Source organism: Prochlorococcus sp. MIT 1318 (assembly GCF_047304505.1).
Lineage (GTDB): Bacteria > Cyanobacteriota > Cyanobacteriia > PCC-6307 > Cyanobiaceae > Prochlorococcus > Prochlorococcus marinus_D.
The window spans coordinates 2,129,024-2,148,085 of record NZ_CP138958.1 but is presented as its reverse complement, the minus strand read 5'-3'; the positions used below and the strand labels follow the sequence as shown (position 1 = coordinate 2,148,085).

At 52.2% G+C, this 19,062-nt stretch carries 17 protein-coding genes; 2 read left to right on the top strand and 15 right to left on the bottom strand.

The window, feature by feature from the left end; translation table 11 throughout:
* Nucleotides 1-16 precede the first annotated feature (16 nt).
* The 3 genes from SIB66_RS10800 to SIB66_RS10790 all read right to left on the bottom strand — a co-directional run bounded on the left by SIB66_RS10800 (nucleotide 17) and on the right by SIB66_RS10790 (nucleotide 3,094).
* Nucleotides 17-406: a DUF309 domain-containing protein gene (locus tag SIB66_RS10800; protein ID WP_063406714.1), complete on the bottom strand. Its 390-nt coding sequence runs from the start codon at nucleotides 404-406 to the stop codon at nucleotides 17-19.
* 8 nt (nucleotides 407-414) lie between these two features.
* Nucleotides 415-2,217 carry a translational GTPase TypA gene (gene typA / locus SIB66_RS10795; protein ID WP_011129954.1) on the bottom strand — a complete coding sequence of 601 codons (1,803 nt, stop codon included), beginning with the start codon at nucleotides 2,215-2,217 and terminating at the stop codon, nucleotides 415-417.
* A gap of 145 nt (nucleotides 2,218-2,362) precedes the next feature.
* Nucleotides 2,363-3,094, bottom strand: a complete 732-nt coding sequence (locus tag SIB66_RS10790) for a M15 family metallopeptidase (RefSeq protein WP_063406715.1) — start codon at nucleotides 3,092-3,094, stop codon at nucleotides 2,363-2,365.
* Nucleotides 3,095-3,203: 109 nt separating this feature from the next.
* On the opposite strand from SIB66_RS10790, the gene chlP reads away from it, so the two are divergent.
* Entirely contained in the window at nucleotides 3,204-4,610 is a 1,407-nt protein-coding gene (gene chlP, locus SIB66_RS10785) for a geranylgeranyl reductase (protein WP_063406716.1), read from the top strand.
* Nucleotides 4,611-4,627: 17 nt separating this feature from the next.
* Here the strand turns inward: chlP and glyS are convergent, their stop codons facing one another.
* On the bottom strand, nucleotides 4,628-6,793 hold the full coding sequence (gene glyS, locus SIB66_RS10780) for a glycine--tRNA ligase subunit beta (RefSeq protein ID WP_063407039.1): 2,166 nt from the start codon (nucleotides 6,791-6,793) through the stop codon (nucleotides 4,628-4,630).
* Nucleotides 6,794-6,889: 96 nt separating this feature from the next.
* On the opposite strand from glyS, the gene SIB66_RS10775 reads away from it, so the two are divergent.
* Nucleotides 6,890-8,686: an NADPH-dependent assimilatory sulfite reductase hemoprotein subunit gene (locus SIB66_RS10775; RefSeq protein ID WP_063406717.1), complete on the top strand. Its 1,797-nt coding sequence runs from the start codon at nucleotides 6,890-6,892 to the stop codon at nucleotides 8,684-8,686.
* On the opposite strand, the gene SIB66_RS10770 is transcribed toward SIB66_RS10775, so the two are convergent.
* From SIB66_RS10770 to SIB66_RS10720, 11 genes are all read right to left on the bottom strand, one after another.
* Entirely contained in the window at nucleotides 8,641-9,354 is a 714-nt protein-coding gene (locus tag SIB66_RS10770; protein ID WP_413681290.1) for a M15 family metallopeptidase, read from the bottom strand. The genes SIB66_RS10775 and SIB66_RS10770 overlap by 46 nt on opposite strands.
* Nucleotides 9,355-9,593: 239 nt before the next feature.
* Complete coding sequence (locus SIB66_RS10765; RefSeq protein ID WP_268873688.1) at nucleotides 9,594-9,725, bottom strand: hypothetical protein; 132 nt, start codon at nucleotides 9,723-9,725, stop codon at nucleotides 9,594-9,596.
* Complete coding sequence (gene recG / locus SIB66_RS10760; RefSeq protein WP_063406718.1) at nucleotides 9,722-12,262, bottom strand: ATP-dependent DNA helicase RecG; 2,541 nt, start codon at nucleotides 12,260-12,262, stop codon at nucleotides 9,722-9,724. The genes SIB66_RS10765 and recG overlap by 4 nt, the downstream gene beginning before the upstream one ends.
* Nucleotides 12,211-13,422 (bottom strand): hypothetical protein, encoded by a 1,212-nt coding sequence (locus tag SIB66_RS10755; RefSeq protein ID WP_063406719.1) that lies wholly within the window; start codon nucleotides 13,420-13,422, stop codon nucleotides 12,211-12,213. The genes recG and SIB66_RS10755 overlap by 52 nt, the downstream gene beginning before the upstream one ends.
* Before the next feature lie 23 nt (nucleotides 13,423-13,445).
* Nucleotides 13,446-14,102, bottom strand: coding sequence for a translation elongation factor Ts (tsf, locus tag SIB66_RS10750; protein WP_063406720.1), 657 nt, complete (start codon nucleotides 14,100-14,102; stop codon nucleotides 13,446-13,448).
* Between the two features lie 82 nt (nucleotides 14,103-14,184).
* Nucleotides 14,185-14,904, bottom strand: a complete 720-nt coding sequence (gene rpsB, locus SIB66_RS10745; RefSeq protein ID WP_011129963.1) for a 30S ribosomal protein S2 — start codon at nucleotides 14,902-14,904, stop codon at nucleotides 14,185-14,187.
* A 140-nt stretch (nucleotides 14,905-15,044) separates the two neighbouring features.
* Entirely contained in the window at nucleotides 15,045-15,977 is a 933-nt protein-coding gene (locus SIB66_RS10740; RefSeq protein WP_236070311.1) for a glycosyltransferase family 2 protein, read from the bottom strand.
* A gap of 101 nt (nucleotides 15,978-16,078) precedes the next feature.
* Nucleotides 16,079-16,234 carry a hypothetical protein gene (locus tag SIB66_RS10735; RefSeq protein WP_011129965.1) on the bottom strand — a complete coding sequence of 52 codons (156 nt, stop codon included), beginning with the start codon at nucleotides 16,232-16,234 and terminating at the stop codon, nucleotides 16,079-16,081.
* Nucleotides 16,235-16,271: 37 nt separating this feature from the next.
* Nucleotides 16,272-16,961 (bottom strand): DevA family ABC transporter ATP-binding protein, encoded by a 690-nt coding sequence (locus SIB66_RS10730; RefSeq protein ID WP_011129966.1) that lies wholly within the window; start codon nucleotides 16,959-16,961, stop codon nucleotides 16,272-16,274.
* Nucleotides 16,962-17,003: 42 nt separating this feature from the next.
* On the bottom strand, nucleotides 17,004-18,173 hold the full coding sequence (gene devC, locus SIB66_RS10725; RefSeq protein WP_063406722.1) for an ABC transporter permease DevC: 1,170 nt from the start codon (nucleotides 18,171-18,173) through the stop codon (nucleotides 17,004-17,006).
* Nucleotides 18,173-19,057, bottom strand: coding sequence for an HlyD family efflux transporter periplasmic adaptor subunit (locus SIB66_RS10720; protein WP_063421713.1), 885 nt, complete (start codon nucleotides 19,055-19,057; stop codon nucleotides 18,173-18,175). Before SIB66_RS10720 ends, devC begins: the two co-directional genes overlap by 1 nt.
* Nucleotides 19,058-19,062: the final 5 nt, after the last annotated feature.

Genomic DNA, 19,062 nt, shown 5'->3' with positions numbered 1-19,062 from the left:
AATCTTGATGGTTAATTTACTCAGGAACTGAGCTGTCATAGATCAGGCCTGGGACAGTGCACTCGTCGGGATCCTGTCCCTGCTGAAGCCGTTGCAAGCGATTCTCTACACAGATGCAGAGTTGATCAAGGTCAAGACCCAGGTTTGGAGTTCCTAGAGCTTTTAGACGCCTGAGGCTTTCACCATAAAGAAGGGTTGCCCCGCGACGATTTCCGCGCTGCAAGTGAAGTTGGGCAACAGCAACCTGAAGTACCCCTTGGATGGTCTGGCGTGCTTGACCGGATGTCTCATGCCAAAGCTCCTCAAAGGCGTCATGAGCGGGGTACCAATCGGCCTGATTAAAAAGCTCCACGGCTAGTTCAAAACGTGGATCATTGATCAGATCAATAGGCTGGAATCTCTCCATCAAGAGCTTTAGCGTTTGGCCATCTTCTTGGCAGGCAACTTGCGCAAACGAATGGACTCAGGGGTGACCTCAAGCATCTCGTCTGGACCGATGTACTCAAGAGCACGTTCAAGGGTCATCTGAACAGGTGTCTGCAAGGTGTCGAGTTCTTCTGCACCAGCAGAGCGCATATTTGTGAGTTGTTTGGCCTTGCAAACGTTTAACTCCAGATCCTGAGGTCGATTGTTTTCGCCAACGATCATCCCCTTATAAACCTTGACACCTGGAGAGATGAAGAACTGACCTCGACCCTCAGCATTCTTGAGTGCGTAGAAGGTCGCAGTGCCCTGCTCAAAAGCAATCAGAACACCATTCCGACGAGCATCAAACTCACCCAACATTGGGCGATATTCAAAAAAAGAGTGGCTCATAATTCCTTCCCCCCTGGTAGCACGTACAAACTCACCACGAAAACCGATCAACCCTCGAGAAGGAACAACAAATTCAAGCTGGGTGCGACCGTCGTTACCGGTTTCCATGTTCTGCATTTCACCCCGACGCACACCCAACTTCTCAATGCAGGAGCCAACTGCTGCCTCTGGTACATCCATGACCAAGGTCTCAACGGGCTCACAAGGAGTGCCGTCAATCGTTCGGAAGATCACCTGAGGCTGGGTTACCTGAAACTCAAAACCCTCGCGGCGCATGGTCTCAATCAGGATGCCCAGGTGTAGCTCACCACGTCCGCTAACCGCAAAACGATCAGGGGAATCAGTGTCCTCAACCCGTAGGGCAACATTGGTGAGTAATTCCTTGCGTAAACGATCTCGCAGCTGCCGGCTAGTGACGAATTTGCCTTCTTTGCCAGCAAAGGGTGAATCATTGACTACAAATGTCATCTGCAAAGTGGGTTCATCCACCTTGATTAGAGGTAAAGCCTTTGGTTCATCTGGACAGGCAATGGTCTCGCCAATATTGACTTGATCGAAACCGGCTAAAGCAACGAGATCTCCCGCTCCGGCTTCTTGTATCTCAATCCGTTGCAATCCTTCGAAACCGAGTAGTTTGCTAATTCGGCCACGTTTAATGCTGCCATCATCCTTAATCAACGAAGCACTCTGACCATTACGGATAACCCCGTTATGGACCCGACCAATCACAATCCTGCCCAGGAAGTCTGAATAATCGAGAGTAGTGATCTGTAGCTGAAGAGGCTTGTTCTCATCTCCAACAGGTGGTGGAACATGACGCAGGATGGCATCAAATAGTGGCTTCATTGTTTGACTTTCAGTTGCCATATCCGGCTTGGCAAAACCACCCATTCCACTGCCGAACAAGTACGGGAAATCACATTGGTCATCATCTGCACCGAGTTCAACAAACAGATCGAGCACCTTGTTGACAGCGGTTTCAGGATCCACCCGCGCACGATCAATCTTGTTAACGAACACAATCGGCCGCAATCCCTGCTCAAGCGCCTTCTTGAGCACGAAACGCGTCTGTGGCATAGGCCCCTCGTTGGCGTCAACGATCAGCAAACAGCCATCAACCATGCCAAGCACCCGCTCAACTTCACCGCCAAAATCGGCATGCCCAGGGGTATCAACAATGTTGATCCGCGTATCGTCGTAGGTAACGGCCGTGTTCTTTGAAAGGATCGTAATGCCCCGTTCCCTTTCCAAATCATTGGAGTCCATGACACATGTGGGTACAGCCTCGTTGTCTCGGAAGATCCCGGACTGAGAGAGCAGGGCATCCACCAAGGTTGTTTTGCCGTGATCCACGTGAGCGATAATTGCAATGTTGCGGATCGCCTTGGCCTGGGCACTCATGGGTCAGAGACTTTCAAACGGAAAAGGAAACGCACACAGGCGTAGTGGCGGAAGGATATCTCAATTTGAGATTCGACTTAACTTCTAGGCCCCTTCCGCTAGCTAATCAAAACTTCTAAGACCGAAAAAAACTTCTTCAGTTCATTCATTCCAGTTGATGAGCCGATTCAAAGAGTCTCAGAGCAGAAGCTGAACCCTCAAATCGCCAATGCCAAGGCTCATACGTCACCCCCTGTGGGTTATCAAGGGGAAAGGAAAGGACAAAGTGATAACTAGCAGCATGATCCTGTAGCCAGCGGAACGCCCTCGTGGCTTCGAAGCTTTCAGACAGATTCGCTTCAGGAATTGTCCCGTCACCAAGATCAATGGCATAGCCAGTGCTGTGTTCGGAATACCCTGGAGGTGCAGAGACCTTGGCCCGTTCGGCTGCTGTCTGGTTCCGGTCTGATTTGATATCAAAAAAGATCCGCTCTTGTAGGTCGTGAGAGCGGTAGCCACTCAACAGCCTCAAATCAACACCATCTGCTGAAGCCGCAGCACGCATGGAACTCAATGCATCAGCGGCTTCCTGATGAAGCTCAATCCCAGGCTGCATGAGAATTCGATCCTGTACTGAGGCTTCTGGATAAGGGAAATGTCCGAGCAGACGTCCGTCAGCAGTAGGACGATCCTGAATGCCCTCAACAGGAGCTGGACGCATAAGTCCAGCAAATAGCCACGGGCCGAACAACACAGCTGTGATGGAACCTCCAACCACCATCAAACAAGCCACCAATAATCCCAATGAACCATCCCTTGCCCGTCTCTGAGGACGCGACCGACGAGCAACGGGAATGTCATCTCGGCTGATGCGTCGAGCGTTGATTGCTCGAGCCACGAAGTTGATCCAGAGTTATATAGATCGTAAGGGGGGGCGCCAGGGGGCCCCAAAATCTCTTTCAGGGAAGTAAGTTTTACTTAAGTGATTCCGCGGAGCGGATCTGAACATGCTGCGTGTTGCCGTTGTCGGTGGTGGTCCAAGTGGATCCTGCGCCGCAGAAGTTCTTGCCAAAGCAGGTATACAGACCTGGCTATTCGAACGCAAACTCGATAACGCCAAGCCTTGTGGTGGAGCGATTCCTCTTTGCATGGTGGATGAATTCGACCTGCCCGAGTCGATCATCGACCGCAAGGTTCGCAACATGAGAATGATCTCTCCATCAAACCGTGAGGTGGATATCACTCTGGACAAGGTTTACAGCCCAGACGACAAGAGTGAATACATCGGTATGTGCCGCAGAGAGGTCATGGATGCCTTTATGCGAGATCGCGCCGCCAGCCTCGGAACTAACTTGATTAATGGACTCGTTACCAAAATCGACACTGGCTCTAATCGTCAAGGTCCATACACAATCACCTATTCCGACTATTCAACTGGTAAATCCACTGGTGAAGCCAAAAGCCTCGAGGTTGACCTCATTATTGGCGCTGATGGAGCCAACAGCCGTGTAGCAACAGCCATGGATGCCGGTGACTACAACGTCGCCATTGCATTCCAAGAGCGCATCAAGCTGCCAAATGAAGAAATGGCTTACTACGAAGATCTTGCTGAAATGTATGTAGGCACTGATGTGTCACCAGATTTCTACGGCTGGGTGTTCCCCAAGTACGACCACGTTGCCGTTGGCACAGGCACCATGCAGAAAAATCAGACCTTAATAAAAAGCTTACAAAAAGGAGTACGCGAACGGGCTAAGAAACGACTTGTTCATGGAGAAGTGATCAAAGTTGAAGCCCACCCGATTCCTGAGCATCCTCGTCCACGCAGGGTTGTTGGCCGCATGGCCCTTGTTGGAGATGCAGCGGGCTACGTCACCAAAAGCTCTGGCGAAGGCATCTACTTTGCTGCCAAAAGTGGCCGCATGTGTGCTGAACAGATCGTGGAATCGAGTCGGTCTGGTGAATTAATCCCCTCCGAAGCTGATCTCAAGAAATATCTGAAAAAGTGGGATCGTAAATACGGTGCTACTTACATCGTTCTGTCAATACTCCAAGCCATCTTCTACTCGAATGACACTGCGAGAGAAGCCTTTGTTGCCATGTGCGATGACATGGATGTGCAACGCCTCACCTTCGATAGTTACCTCTACAAAAAAGTTGTTGCGATGAATCCATGGCAACAGATCAAACTCACACTGCTAACTGTGGATGCACTCGCACGGGGAATTTTCCGTAATCAAACAAGCTATAAACCTGTTCCCAGTGCTGTGCGTAGCGACGAAGAAGTGAATGCCATGCTGGAGATCAAAACCATCACCGGCGGTATCAAGGTAGACAACAACAAAGATGCCTCCACGCAAAATTTGACATCAGAACAAGGAGAACGTGACCCTGCTGTTTCAAACAAATCCTAAGCCAGAAATAACCACTTTTAGCCGCTGATTTGGCTGAAATCGGCCAGCACACCAGCTTGGTTGCGCAAAAGGCTAAGCATATTGAGACGGTTTGCGCGTACAGCGAGATCTTCACTCATGACCATCACACTCTGATCACCATCAAAAAAAGCTGCGAGAGCTTCCGAGCCAGCAATCAGGCCATCTGCTAAATGGCGGTAGCGTTCACTTGAGGAATCCTTGGTGATTGGTTCAAGAGCCTCGAGCACCTTCAACATCTCCAACTCACTAGGCTTTTCAAACAAACCAGGATCAACGACCTCAGCCGCACTCAGCACGGTTGCTGATAGGTCCCCTTTCTCTGCTAAGCGTGCCGCTCTGGTAACAACAGCCTGAACCGCCAGCAACTTACCCGTGCGGCGCATCCTCACGAGCAGATCCACTCGCAGTCGCGCATCTGCAGGGTCAGAAAGAAGACGATCGATCAAAACTGTTTCACCAGCAACCGCCTGAGCTAGATCAGTATCGGTTCCTGCCTCCTCCAGCAGGCTGAGCATCCGCTGGCGAAGAAACTCACCCAGCTCAGCCGCCAAGGTGGATGGTGTGACCTTGAGATGCGGTAGGAGCTTGCTCCAATGGTTCGTCGCTCGTTGCAATAAGGCGAGCAGATTCAGCCGCCAACCCTTCGACCAAAGGATTTGCAAAAGACCGTTGCCGGCCCTGCGCAAGGCATAGGGGTCCGAGGAGCCACTAGGACGGTCACCCTTGGCATAGATGCTGAGCAGCAATTCCAGGCGTTCGGCGAGGGCAAGCACTGCTCCCGCTCCTGACTCGGGCAAAGCATCCCCTGCGCCACGTGGCAGGTAATGCTCCAAAACGGCAAGGGCTACTTCTCGAGGCTCTCCTTCCGCTAACAAATATTTCGCTCCCATTACGCCTTGTAGCTCGGGGAATTCGCCCACCATCTGACTAACCAGATCGTGTTTACAGAGATGGACGGCTCGACGCACTTGTACAGAAATTTCAGCAGAAAGATCCAGCAACTCAACAAGCACATCAGTGAGCCATTCCATGCGCTCAACTCGATCGAGCAGAGAACCAAGGCCCTCGGCAAAGGTCACATGCGCTAGCTTTTTGCGCCGCTCGATGCTGGCCAAAGAGCGATCGGCCTCGACAAAGAATTCTGCATCAGCCAGCCTGGCTTTGAGCACCCGCTCATTGCCGCGTCTTACAGGATCGCTTGCCTTCGCGAGCCCATTGCTGATGCAAAGGAATCTGGGCAGAAGACTGCTCTTGGCATCGAGAGCAAGAGGGTCATTGACAGCATCAAGACGGTAAAGGGGCACATAGCGCTGATGCACTCTCATTACTGTGCTGAGCACTTCAGCGGGTAGATCTAGATATGACTTGGCGAAGGCTCCCTCTAAAAGCAGAGGTGCTTCCACTAGGTCGGTGAGCTCTTCGAAAAGATCATCAGGACAATCAGGGCATGCTTCAAGATCAGCAGCAGCCGTATCAATTGCATGACGGATCAAGGTGCCACGTTTTTGCCGATCGACCTCTACACCAACCTTGGCGAGGGTTTGTACGTAACTGTCTGCAGAAGGAATGATGACAGCTTGATCGTGAAGTCGATGGCCCCGACTCAGGTTCGCTGCACAAATCTCTGGGTCGCTGCCGTCAAGGCAAACAGGGATGATCTGCTCATCGAGCAGGGCCACAAGCCAACGAATCGGACGAGAAAAACGCCTTTCACCTTCGCCCCAGCGCATGAAACGTCGACCTTGAAGGCTACCTATCCACTCAGGGATCTGGTCTGTTAGTAGTTCCATTGCAGAACGCCCATGCTCAAGCACGGTTGCAAACACAAAAGGTCCCTTCGGGGTCTCCCGAATCTCGAGATCCTCTGGTTTCAGCCCACAGCGTTTGGCAAAGCCAGCGGCTGCCTGGGTTGGCACACCATTTTTGAAGGCTTGGCCAGCCGGTGGACCCTTGCGTACTTCCTCTAGATCAGCAGTAGCGCTGGCCAAGTTTTCAACCAGCACGACAAGTCGCCTTGGCGTACTCGTGCATTGGAGCATGCCGTAGCTAAGACGTAGACCTTGCAAATCACGACTTACCATCTGCTCCAGTTGGGGTAAGGCAAGCCGGGCAAAATCAGCTGGCAGCTCCTCAGTCCCAATCTCCACTAGAAGGGTCGACACGGAGGCGAGCAATCAAGACCGCCCAACTGTATTGAAGGGAGCAGCTCAACAGGTCGTGTGCATTTCGCTACGGTGTATTAGGAAAATTTTGACGCCGTGACCGAAGGGCAGACAACATCTGGCCAAGCGGCAGATCTCAAGTTCGCAGCTTGTCTCGCCAGTGGAGCAGAGCTGAGCAAATTTGAACAATTCAAGGCTGACAGCTGCTACTTACTAGACCCCCTGGCTGCTGAACTTGAGAACAGCAGTGATCACTTCAGCAACGACGCCGTTCAGCTGCTCAAATTCCACGGAAGCTATCAACAGGACAACCGAGATAACCGCCAGAAAGGTGCGGGTAAGGATTGGCAAATGATGCTGCGTCTGCGCAGCCCTGGCGGACGTATTCCACCAGCACTGTTTTTAGCCTTAGATGATCTGTCCAATCGCCTTGGCAATGGGAGCCTGCGGGCCACTACCCGCCAGGCGTTCCAGATTCATGGGGTCCGCAAGGAGGACCTGCGGGAAGTTATCAGCACAATCATCCGATCAATGGGATCAACCCTGGCGGCTTGTGGTGATATCACTCGCAACGTTATGGCACCAGCAGCTCCCTATGAGAAAGGTGGTTATCCAGCTGCCCGACAACTTGCCAATGAAATCGCCGATGTTCTCAGCCCAACGGCAGCGGAGGGGTCCTATCTGGACCTATGGGTGAATGGAAGTGCGACCTACCGCATCCGCCCCTCCAGGCAAGTGAAAAAAGTTCGTACCCGCCAGCATCAGGGCAACGTCTTCAGTGGAGATGCCAAGGAACCTCTCTATGGCACGACCTACTTGCCGCGCAAATTTAAGTGCGCCGTCACCGTGCCAGGCGATAACTCAGTTGATTTACTTACCAATGACATCGGTCTAGTTGTCTTTACTGCTGCAAACGGTGAAATCAAGGGTTGCAATGTCTATGTGGGTGGCGGCATGGGTCGAACCCACAACAATGAACAGACATTCGCCCGCACAGCTGATCCTCTTGGCTATGTGGCTGCAGAGCATGTATTGGATTTGGTGCAGTCGATTTTGGCCTTGCAACGCGACTACGGAGACCGAAAGACAAGGCGTCATGCCCGCATGAAATATCTTCTCAATGATCAGGGGATCAGCTGGTTTAAACAGGAACTCAAGAGCAAATACTTCCTTCATCCAATCAAAGCGTTAAGGCCTGAACCAAAGAGCAAACTTGAGGACTATCTGGGCTGGCATCAGCAAAGCGTTGGCCAATGGTTTGTTGGTTTGCCACTGCTCTCTGGTCGCTTGGAAGGAGATCTAAAGAAAGGACTCCGCCAACTGGTAGAGACCTTTCAACTTGAAATTCGCCTAACACCGAATCAGGATCTATTGCTCTGCAATATCGGGACGTCACAACGATCTAGTGTGCGCAAAGGTCTAGCCGCTCTAGGCATCCGCGCCCCAGAGGCTCCTGCGATGCTGGCACGGCATGCAATGGCTTGCCCTGCGTTGCCCTTATGTGGTCTGGCGGTAACCGAAGCAGAGAGAACGCTGCCTGCCTTGCTTGAGCGAATTGATGCTCAGCTGCGACGTCTTGAAATTACTAAATCAATCCTGATCCGCATGACAGGTTGTCCTAATGGATGCGCTCGGCCCTATATGGCTGAGCTTGCTCTAGTGGGAAGTGGTGTCGATCAATATCAACTCTGGCTGGGAGGCACCCCAAATCTGCAACGTCTTGCCAAACCCTATCTACAGCGTATGCCCCTCGATCAACTCGAGAGCACGCTTGAGCCCCTATTGCTGAGCTGGAAGCAAGCTGGTGGTCGACGCAGCCTCGGAGATCATGTCAACAAACTTGGCGATCAAGCCGTCCTTGGTTTGCTGTCTGGTAATGGACAGGCTCCATAGATTGCTTCAGCGACACCCGTTCTCCACGCCCAGAGTTGATCTCCATAGCTGAAATGCCACCATTCATTCGGGTGCTGAGAAAACCCAGCTTTACCCATGGCCTCTGCTAAAGATTGGCGCCTGTGGTGCCAGAGGTAAGCCTCTGATTGAGGTTGATCGAGCGCAGCTTCGCGGTAGTGATCCGGTTCTGAAATGCTGCCAATAGCATCGATCTCACCACCCATATTTAGAGCTGTTCCGTGGCAATCAGCAAGGGTGAGATCCACGGCAGCTCCAGTGCTATGAGGAGGTGGAGTACAAGGATCGAGGCTGGGCGGAGCCCAAAACCTGCCAACATCATCAATGACCCTTTGCAGCTCCTCGGCCTGACTAAGGTCGTCGCGCTTCAGTTTGCGTTTGCGGCACTCCTTAGCGATGGCATGCTCGACCATAAAAGCTTGAACAGGAATCGGTCGCCAGGCATCAAAAATGGCAAGGCAAAGTTCTGGATGCTCTTGCTGCAGCTCATCTTGAGCCCTCAGCAGCCGATCAATCACACCCTGACGCAGCCGAAAGGGATCAGCATCTACACCATAGGGGGCACCTAAGGATGCATAGGGATGTGGCTCCAATCGGGGCAACGAAAGAGGTATTTGATTGAGGCACTCCCCGCAATCACGAATGGGCATATCACTCCAAGGGCGCAGCCGGAAAAAAGTTCGCGCCGACAACATTTCCACAGCGACAACCTAGTTTTCCACAAAGCAAATCTCGTTGATGCTGCGAGATTTGAAATTGGTACAGCGAACCAACATCAAGCAAGTAAAACCTTGACAAACAGTTGAAAATCAAACAATCAAAAAATTACTGCCAGCTATTCAGTGAGATCGCTTGCCGCACAGTGCCTTTGCGGCACTAGCCCCAAAAATTAGGCACTAACGACAATGACTGCACCGGAAGCGACTTCGGCAACTGACGTAGCAGAAGGCACATCGGCTCGTAATTTCTGAGTATTAAGACTCAAACGAGTCTCAAGTGTGTGGAAAAACAATGGACTCAATTCAGATGGGCTGTTCCGCTCAGGTGCTTCCACTGTGCGTCCAGCAACTCCTTGAGCTGAGAGTGGTCAGTCAGGTTCGGATCTTCGCTGAGCAGTCTTTGAGCCTCATTACGAGCCTCTTCAAGCACGGACCCATCATCTGAAAGACTGGCCAGGGCCAAATCAGGCAATCCAGACTGTTTGGTGCCAAGCACCTGCCCTGGCCCTCGCAAGCGTAAGTCAATCTCAGCAATCTCAAAGCCATCACTGGAGCGCACAAGGACTTCAAGTCGCTGCCTTGCTAAAGGGTTTGTGCTGTCATTGATCAGTACGCAATGGGATGCTGCTGCGCCACGTCCCACACGACCTCGCAGTTGATGCAATTGGGCTAGACCAAAGCGATCCGCGTGGTCGATCACCATCACACTTGCTTGAGGTACATCCACGCCTACCTCCACCACAGTGGTAGAGACCAGCACCTGGCAATCACCCGCTGCGAAGGATTGAATCACGCCCTGCTTCTCTGAGCTACTCAAACGTCCATGCAGTAATCCAACCGTGAACTCCGCAAATACTTGCTCTGATAAATGGGTGTGAACCTTAACGGCTGAACGCAGATCAAGTTTCTCGGAGTCCTCGATCAGAGGTAACACCACATAAGCGCGCTGGCCACGAGACACTTGATCTCGGATGAGTTGATAGGCCTGATCGCGGTCGCAGCCCCTAATCATCTGAGTTTGAATGGGGGTACGACCGGGAGGTAATTCATCGATCTGACTCACATCCAAATCCCCATGCAACGAAAGTGCCAGTGTGCGAGGAATGGGTGTTGCTGTCATCGTCAAAAGATGAGGCTGAAGCCCCTTGTTCAACAATCTGTTGCGTTGCTTCACTCCAAAGCGATGCTGTTCGTCAACCACCACCAGCCCCAGTCTTGAAAAGGCAACAGGATCTTCGATTAAGGCATGTGTGCCTACAAGTATTTTCAAGGATCCATTGACGAGATCATCAAGGATCTGACGGCGACGTATACGAGTGGTTGCCCCCGTAAGCAACTCGACGCTGACATGCAACTGAGGCAACCAACAACACAATGTGCGGTAGTGCTGCTCGGCAAGGACCTCAGTGGGTGCCATGAAAGCGCCTTGCCAGCCGGCCTCTACTGCTGTGAGCAGGGCTGCTATGGCGACAACCGTCTTGCCACTACCAACATCTCCCTGAATGAGGCGCGCCATTGGTTCCGAGAGCACCAGGTCAGCTTCGATCTCCGCAAACACACGCTGTTGAGCTGCTGTGAGAGGGAATGGCAAAAGCTCCAGGAAGCGAGCCACAAGGCCATCTCTCCGCCCTGCCGTCTGCAATACAGGAGCAGAACAACTGCGCAGCTCTGCTCGCCGTTTCAACAACCCCAACTGCAATAGAAGAAATTCGTCAAAGACCAATCGACGTCGAGCAGACTGCAATGTCTGCTGATCGTCTGGATGATGAATTGCGACCAAGGCATCGCTTCTTCTGGGTAAACGCAATGCCTGAATACGTTGTTCAGGCAGGGATTCAGGCCAACTTGCTGCCAAAGGTAATATCTGCCGTACAAGATCACGAAAACGGTCAGCCGTAAGGCCTTCAGTGAGGGCATACACAGGCAATAATCGGCCAATGCTTTGCGATCGCAACGGCGAATGCGGACTCTCCATGACCTCAATCAAAGGATCTTGAAAACTCATGCCGTAAGGCCCCTCTTTGACCAATCCACTTACGGCCACTGTGACTCCAGGCGGGTAAAGGCGTGACTGGCTTTTGAGGTAAGCAGGGCTGCTGAAACGCCGACCAGCGAAAAATCTCCTCACTTTGAGCCGACCAGTTGGGTCTTGAAGCTGCAGCTCAAGAATGGACAAATTTGGGTTGCGTGGACTGGTGAAGCCATGACAACGCCTCACTGTGGCCACAATCGTGGCCGCCTCCCCTGCCTCTAGGGCTTGGATACGCCGCAGGGAGGAATAATCCACATAATCCCTGGGGTAGTACTGCAGCAAATCTTTGACGAGCAGTAATCCAAGCCCGGCCAAGCGTTCAGCAAGTTTTGGGCCGATTCCTTTCACCTCTGATAGTGGACTTTCCAATGTCAGAGAGCGGTTCCCACTAGGTAAAGGCATCTGCCGCTGCCTTTCAGCTCCCCCCTGATTGAGTCTGGGAGGGCCTATTGGCGCTGGTGGTTCTAATCCCTGGCGAATGCCATGTAGAAGCTGTCTTGAGTCCGTCACCAATCGACGTCGCGCTGATTCAGAGCTGTCTGGATAACTCGCAAAGGCTTCAGCTAGTTGGCTGAGACGAGCCCGACTTTTAGTAGGCAACAATCCAGAGGGTGGTTCTGCTAACTGACGCACCAAGAATGCATGAAAATTCTCCTGACGCCCCTCAAGATTCTTAAAACCGTTCTCAGCCTCCAGGGTTAACGCTTGCTGCAGAATGCGCATCCAGCTGAGTAGATGCTGCAACTTATCCGTACTCAGACCTTGGGTGGACTGGTTGGAGGATTGGCGGAAGGGCTCTGCCACCACTGTTGCTTTACCTCCTGAGCCATGGCGCGACGTTGCCAGTGCCGCTGTTGTCGAACCATTTTGAGCAAGGTACGGCGATGTCGCTTGAGTTGAGCCCGACAACGTCGCAAACGCGGGTCGTCAAACTCCAATTCGGATGGGCGCAGAAGAACGCAAATGATCTCCATGCCCTCTAAGACCATTGGATTGGTTGATACCGGTACGCGTAATCTCAGCAAATTGGATGCCACAGGTTCAGATTCCAACTGACCATTCAACACAGCATCAAGCAAGCTGATTGGTAAGAGGCTGTTGACAATTCCGGCTCTCAACATTTCCACGTTGAGAGCATGGGAAAGATTGCGCAATCTTCGAGCGAGGGCACGATCAAGAGATTCCAGCCAACGTGCTAGTTCAAGGGGGCTAACGGGCAAAAAAACCTGCTCCTCATTAAGACCACTTTGAAGCAGGGTGCTGTCACCAGGCTGCAAATCGCTGAATTCACTGGTCAAGACATTCTCTGTAGCCATGGTCTCTCCAGCCATGACAAAGAGAGAGCGAAGCACATCAAGATCACCCTTCTGCCCGCCAATCGGTTCTGAGTCCTCTGAGGCCAACTCCAACTCCTGAGAGTCAAGTTGAGCCTGATCATCTTTGCCTAAATCAGGCTCATCGACATCCTCATTACCAGCCAACCCTGCGCTTAAGCCTGCGTTTTGGGGATCATGATCAAAAGTCAACATGCTGCCGAGACGATCAGGATGCTCGAGTGGAGGATCAAGGCTTAGGTGAATGGACCCCTCAGCTTCTTGTATGGAGTCCTGTTCAGAACGAAAAGCCAACAACAGCTCACGCCTGTTTTGATCGCTCTTTCTCTGGCGTTCAAGTTCCATCTGGCGAACCAGATCCATCAACTGCTCGACTGTCAATAAGGAACAGCAATGACAGACCAATTGCTCAACCTGATCTTGAAAAGCTGCCCTTGTTTTGTCCGAAAGCCCACTCAGACGATTCTGATCCCGATCAGTTATCAACAGGAACAGAGCTTGACGGACAACATTGAGCAGTTCCCTGCGTAATAATTGCAGATAGAGAGCTAAATCGTGGTACAGAGTCAGCGACAAGCGCTGACTCTGCTTTTTTAGTGAGGCAATCTGCTGATCGGGCTCGAAGCGTTGCAATCTCTACTTCTCCGCAGCCAAAATTAAGCAGTCTTCATGGACGCTACTTCCGTAGCGAAATCAGTCTGGTCCACTTCAATCCCCTCCCCAAGGGTGTAGCGGGTGAAGCGGCGAACCTTGACATTCTCTCCAATTTTGCCAGCAACTTGCTTGACGAGTTCCGCAACCGTCATGGAGCTGTCACGGATAAAGGGTTGCTCAAGCAAGACCAGTTCCTTAAGGCGCTTGCCAATTCGTCCTTCAACGATCTTTGCCTTCATCTGTTCAGGTTTGCCAGAAAGATCATCGCGACCCATCTCAATAGATTTTTCCTTTTCAATGACATCAACAGGAATCTCTTCTGTGCTCACGTATTCGACATTCGGGCAGGCCGCCACTTGCATAGCGACATCCTTTAAAAGCCCTTGGAACAAATCACCACGAGCAACAAAATCAGTTTCGCAGTTCAACTCCAGAAGTACCCCGACTCTGGCTCCGGTGTGGATGTAAGTACCAATGGCACCTTCAGCAGCAATGCGAGAAGATTTCTTCTCTGCACTGGCAATACCCTTCTGACGCAGCCATTCGCTCGCCTTGACCATATCTCCGTCACTCTCTGCAAGGGCTTTCTTGCAGTCCATCATTCCCGCGCCGGTCTTGTCGCGCAGGTCCTTGACAAGTTTGGCTGATACGTCCGCCATGGGTAATCGGGGTGAGGAGTATTAGGGATGCAGCCGACCAGATGAGGAGAACGGCGGCGAGAACTTAGCGCTGTAAATGGACTTAATCGTCGCTGTCGTCAGCACCTCTTTGGTCATTAGTGCCATGACGCCCTTCGTTGATGGCATCAGCCAGTCTGCCCAGCACAAGCTGCACAGAACGAACGGCATCGTCATTACAAGGGATCGGGACCTCGCAAAGGTCAGGATCGCAATTGGTGTCAAGCATGGACACTAAGGGAATGTCCAACTTGCGGGCTTCAAGCACAGCGTTGGTTTCACGGCGTTGATCAACTAGCACCACGACATCAGGCAAACGTCTCATCCCTTTGAGACCACCTAGGTACTTCTGCAGTCGCTCAAGTTCGCGACGCAAAACGGAAGCTTCTTTCTTCGGTCGCATGGCAATAGCACCACTGGATTCCATCCGCTCCAGATCCTTCAATCGATCAATTCGAGCCTTCATCGTGGTCCAGTTGGTGAGCATGCCACCAAGCCAACGTTGATTCACATAGGAAGCTCCGCAGCGAGTGGCTTCCAACGCCACCACTTCAGAGGCCTGCTTTTTGGTACCAACAAAAAGAAATCGCTTTCCACTTCGGGCGGAAGAACGAGTCCATTTGTAGGCATTGTTCATGCAGATCGCGGTCTGCACTAGGTCAATGATATGGACTCCATTACGCGCACAATAGATGTAGCGCGACATCTTGGGATTCCAGCGACGGGTTTGATGCCCAAAGTGGGCGCCCGCCTCCATCATTTCTGAAAGCGTGACAACAGCCATAGGTTTTAGGTTTCGGGTTCGCCTCCACCTGCCAGGTATGTGAGAAGATTCAGCCAAAAGGCATGGGTCGACTCATTCATCACCCGAAACGGACAGGTGTGCGGAATGAAAGAACCATTGAAATTTATCAAAGCGACAGCTCAGCGCAGCCCTGTTAGTGCTGCTTCTTTGAAGAGAGCGCGTACCCCGATTCGGTTCAGGGGTAAACGCAAGAGCTCCATTGCCATACCTTGATGACCGTTGCGAATCAACCAGCCAAGTAAAGGCCTGAGGCTGCGCTCATTAAGTAATCCACCGAGCGTAAGCAACTCCCATAACAACCGATGAAGCCAGGTGAATTGGATGATGAAACGCACCCGTCGAGTCGGGTGCTTGCGATAAAAGATCAGGCCCATTTTGGCCCGCTCCCGCTCAACTCTGATCAGGTCAGGAACTTGCTCAAGACGCAGGGCCGGATGCCAGTGATAACCAACTGCTCCGGGACATTTCACCAACTCAACACCCATCTGTCGAAGTCGTTCCCCCAGCTCTAGATCCTCCCAGCCATACAGACGGAAATTGGTATCGAATAGTCCAGAACGTTCAAGTACCTCTCGATCAATGGCCACATTGCCTGTCGCGAAGTAAGCCCATGAGTTGTCCTGGAATTTGTGAGGTTCTGTAGTGGGCTGCTCGAAATTTGCCGTGTTGATCACCGCGCCATAGGTGAAAGAAAGTCGATCACCGCGTTGCTGCCAACTTTTTTGCAAAGCTCTCGCATGACAGGCGAGAAACGACTCGGTGACAACGAGATCACTATCGATAAAAACAATTAGATCACCTCGGGAATTATCTACCCCGCGATTACGCCCCTCTGCCGGGCCCCCATGCTCTTGCTCCACCACGCGCACATGTGGAAAGCGAGACGCCTCATCCCTCAGCCAGCTCGGTGTGCCATCCGTGGAGCCGTCATCCACAACGACCACCTCATAACCATCTAGCTCAGAGAAAAGGATCTGTTGCTCGAGAGCCAACAGACACTTCTCAAGGATCGATCGACGGTTGTAGGTGGGTATCACGACGCTTGCGAACATTCGCAACCACATCTGCTGCTGACAAGCAACAGCCTAGAGACATGAAAAAAGGGGGCCCATCAATGCCCCCATCTCTTGATTTAAAAAGTCTGTCGATGGGATTAGTCGGCAGCACCCCCGTTGTTGGCAGTTCCGGTTACACCATTACCAGCTCCCTCACCTCGGCCGTCATTGCGTAGCTTGCGCTTCTTGAATTTGCGGGCATAGGAGCGATTCCGCTCTTGCTTTTCTTTCTTGAGGTTTCTGCGCTTGGCCATGCTGTTAAAACTTCCAAACTAGAGATCTGTAACCAACCTAACCAAGAGAGGAGATCAGGCGACCATCTTCCATCTGCACCAATCGATCCGCGATATCAACAATGCGGGGATCATGGGTCACCATTAACACCGCACAAGACTGTTCTCGGGCCAATCGTTGAAGCAGCTCTACCACTTCCCTTCCTGTGACGCTATCGAGGGCTGCTGTGGGTTCATCGGCTAGCAATAGCTGAGGTTGAGCCGCCAGCGCACGTGCAATTGCGACTCGTTGTTTTTGGCCGCCAGAAAGATCATGGGGCAGTTTGCTGAGGTGATCGTCTAGCCCCACAGCCCGCAACCAATAGCGAGCCTGATCACGGCGAGCCCGATAAGACAGACCTGGCAACAAATCAGCTCCCATCTGCACGTTCTGTTCAGCTGTGAGACACCGCAAAAGATTGTGGCCCTGAATAATCATGCCGATATGACAGCGAAGCTGTTGGCGAAGGCGACGATCTGATCCACGTAACTGATGGCCGAACACGCATACATCTCCTTCTTGAACTGTGCGGAGCGCTCCGATCAAAGTGAGCAGGGTGGTTTTGCCACAGCCTGAAGGCCCGCTGAGCAACACCACCTCGCCAGGGGCTATTTGCAGAGAAATGGACTGCAACACCTGACGTCGCATTGCACCAATGCCAAACCAGTGGCTGAGACCCTGAACTTCAACCATGAGCTTTTCATTCATGGTGATGTCTTCTGATCGAATGATTGAAAGAGAACAGACCCATCAGAAAATCTCTGCAGGGTCGGCATCGACCAATCGGCGCATCGCCAGCACCGCTGAGCCCATGCACATCGCCAGGATCAGGCTGAAAACAAGCAAGGCACGCGGAAGATCCATTGCCACAGGCAGTTTTGTCGAACTGCGTACCAAGGCGTATAGGGCCTGGCCGGCGGCATAGGCCGGCACATATCCCATCACTGCCAGGAAGATCCCTTCGCGAGCCACCACGCCTAGAAGAGTCTTCAAGCGATAACCCATCGCCATCAGAGTGGCGTACTCCGGCAGATGATCGCTGACATCGGTGTAGAGGATTTGATAGACAATCACGCACCCCACAACAAAACCCATTGCTGCACCGAGGCTGAAAATGAAGCCAATGGAAGTACTGCTTCGCCAGTAATTCTTCTCAAACTCAATGAAAGCCTGCTTGGTAAAGACCTTCACATCGTTGGGCAAGCTCGCCGTGAGAGATCGAACCACAGCGTCTGGATCTGCCCCTGGTCGCAGCCTTAGCAAACCGATTTCAATGCTTCCAGGCGGATTGCTGGGTAACAGCTCAAGGAATGTTTCCCTGCTGGTGAGCAGATTGCCGTCAGCTCCAAACGATGGCCCCAGGCTGACTAATCCCGCTACCCGAACCCTTTTTCCGGCGAGCTCAGTCTCAACAGTTCGGCCCTCATCAAACCACTTGGCAATAGGTCCGAATTCATTTCGAGAACGCTGATCAAATAAAACTCGACCACGACTTGTGAGCGCTTTTGCCTTGGCCGCAAGCTCAGGATCTGTGAACAGCGAATCCCCCGGTTCAAAACCTAAGGCAAGAATCTGTCGGGTCGTGAGGGTTTGCGGATTTCTCCAAAGCAAAAAATTCCAGTTCACAGGCGTGATGCCCTGGACATCTGGATGTGCCATGGACTGCACCAAGCGACGCCTTGGGAATCCACTCATGCTGATCGAGCTCATCGAGCGAGGGCTCATCAACACCAGGTCAGCATCAAAGAGACGATGCACGGTGACACTGGCATCGAACAAACCATCTCGGAAACCCAATTGCATGAACATCAGGATTCCGGCGAAGCAGATTCCTGCCAGAGCAACCAAAAGCCGTAAAGGTTGACGACTCAGTAGCAACCAAGCCAGAGGGATCCTCCGCTGTTGCCAAAAGCCAGACATCACGAGGGCTGAAAGCGAGCGATCACCTTCATCCCCGCGAGACTTCTCACCCGAGTAGCTGAGTTCTGGTCAAGACTGACCCGAACTTCAACTACGCGGGCATCTGCATCACCAGTTGGATCAGTTGAGAGCACATTGCGCTGACGAACCTGGGGGCTAATGCGTTCCACACGACCCATCAAAGTTCCATCGAATCCACCGTTTTCACTGGTTAAGCGAACAACTTGTCCAACATTCACTCGATTCACATCCGACTCATAAACTTCGATCAAGGCTTCCATGGTCTGATTGGCGCCAACTTCCATCACGCCATCACTACCTGGACGCTCCCCGACGCGAGTGTGCACCCTTAAAACCACACCATCGAGGGGAGACTTCAATTGACTATCAGCGAGATCAGCCTCAAGTCCGCTGATTTCAGCCAAAGCCTCCCGACGTTGGCCATCGATTTTGACGAGTTCTTCCTGTTTTTCCTCCAAATCCACCAGAGATGAAGCTCCAACCAGGGCAGCTTTTTGATAACGAGTGACCTCCCGGCGCTGCATTCGCAACTGAACCTCGAGGGTCTCCAGTCGAGCTTGGACAGCTGCCAGATCAGCAAAAGTTTTAGGTCGGTTGTCGAACTCTGCTAGAACCTGGCCACGCTTAACCGCATCACCTTCACGAACACTGAGCTTGGCAACCCGTGGAGTGCCACCAAACCCGCTAGCAGGGGCGGCCAAGCGACGGACATCACCAGCGGGCTCAAGTTGCCCCAAGGCTGCAACAGCTTCAATTGGTCTGGCAGCTGGAACCAGCACAGCACTTTCTTGAGGTGTCTCAGGCCGACGCGTAAGGCTCCAGATACCAATAGCTACAACAAGGCAGATTCCTCCGGATATCAACCATC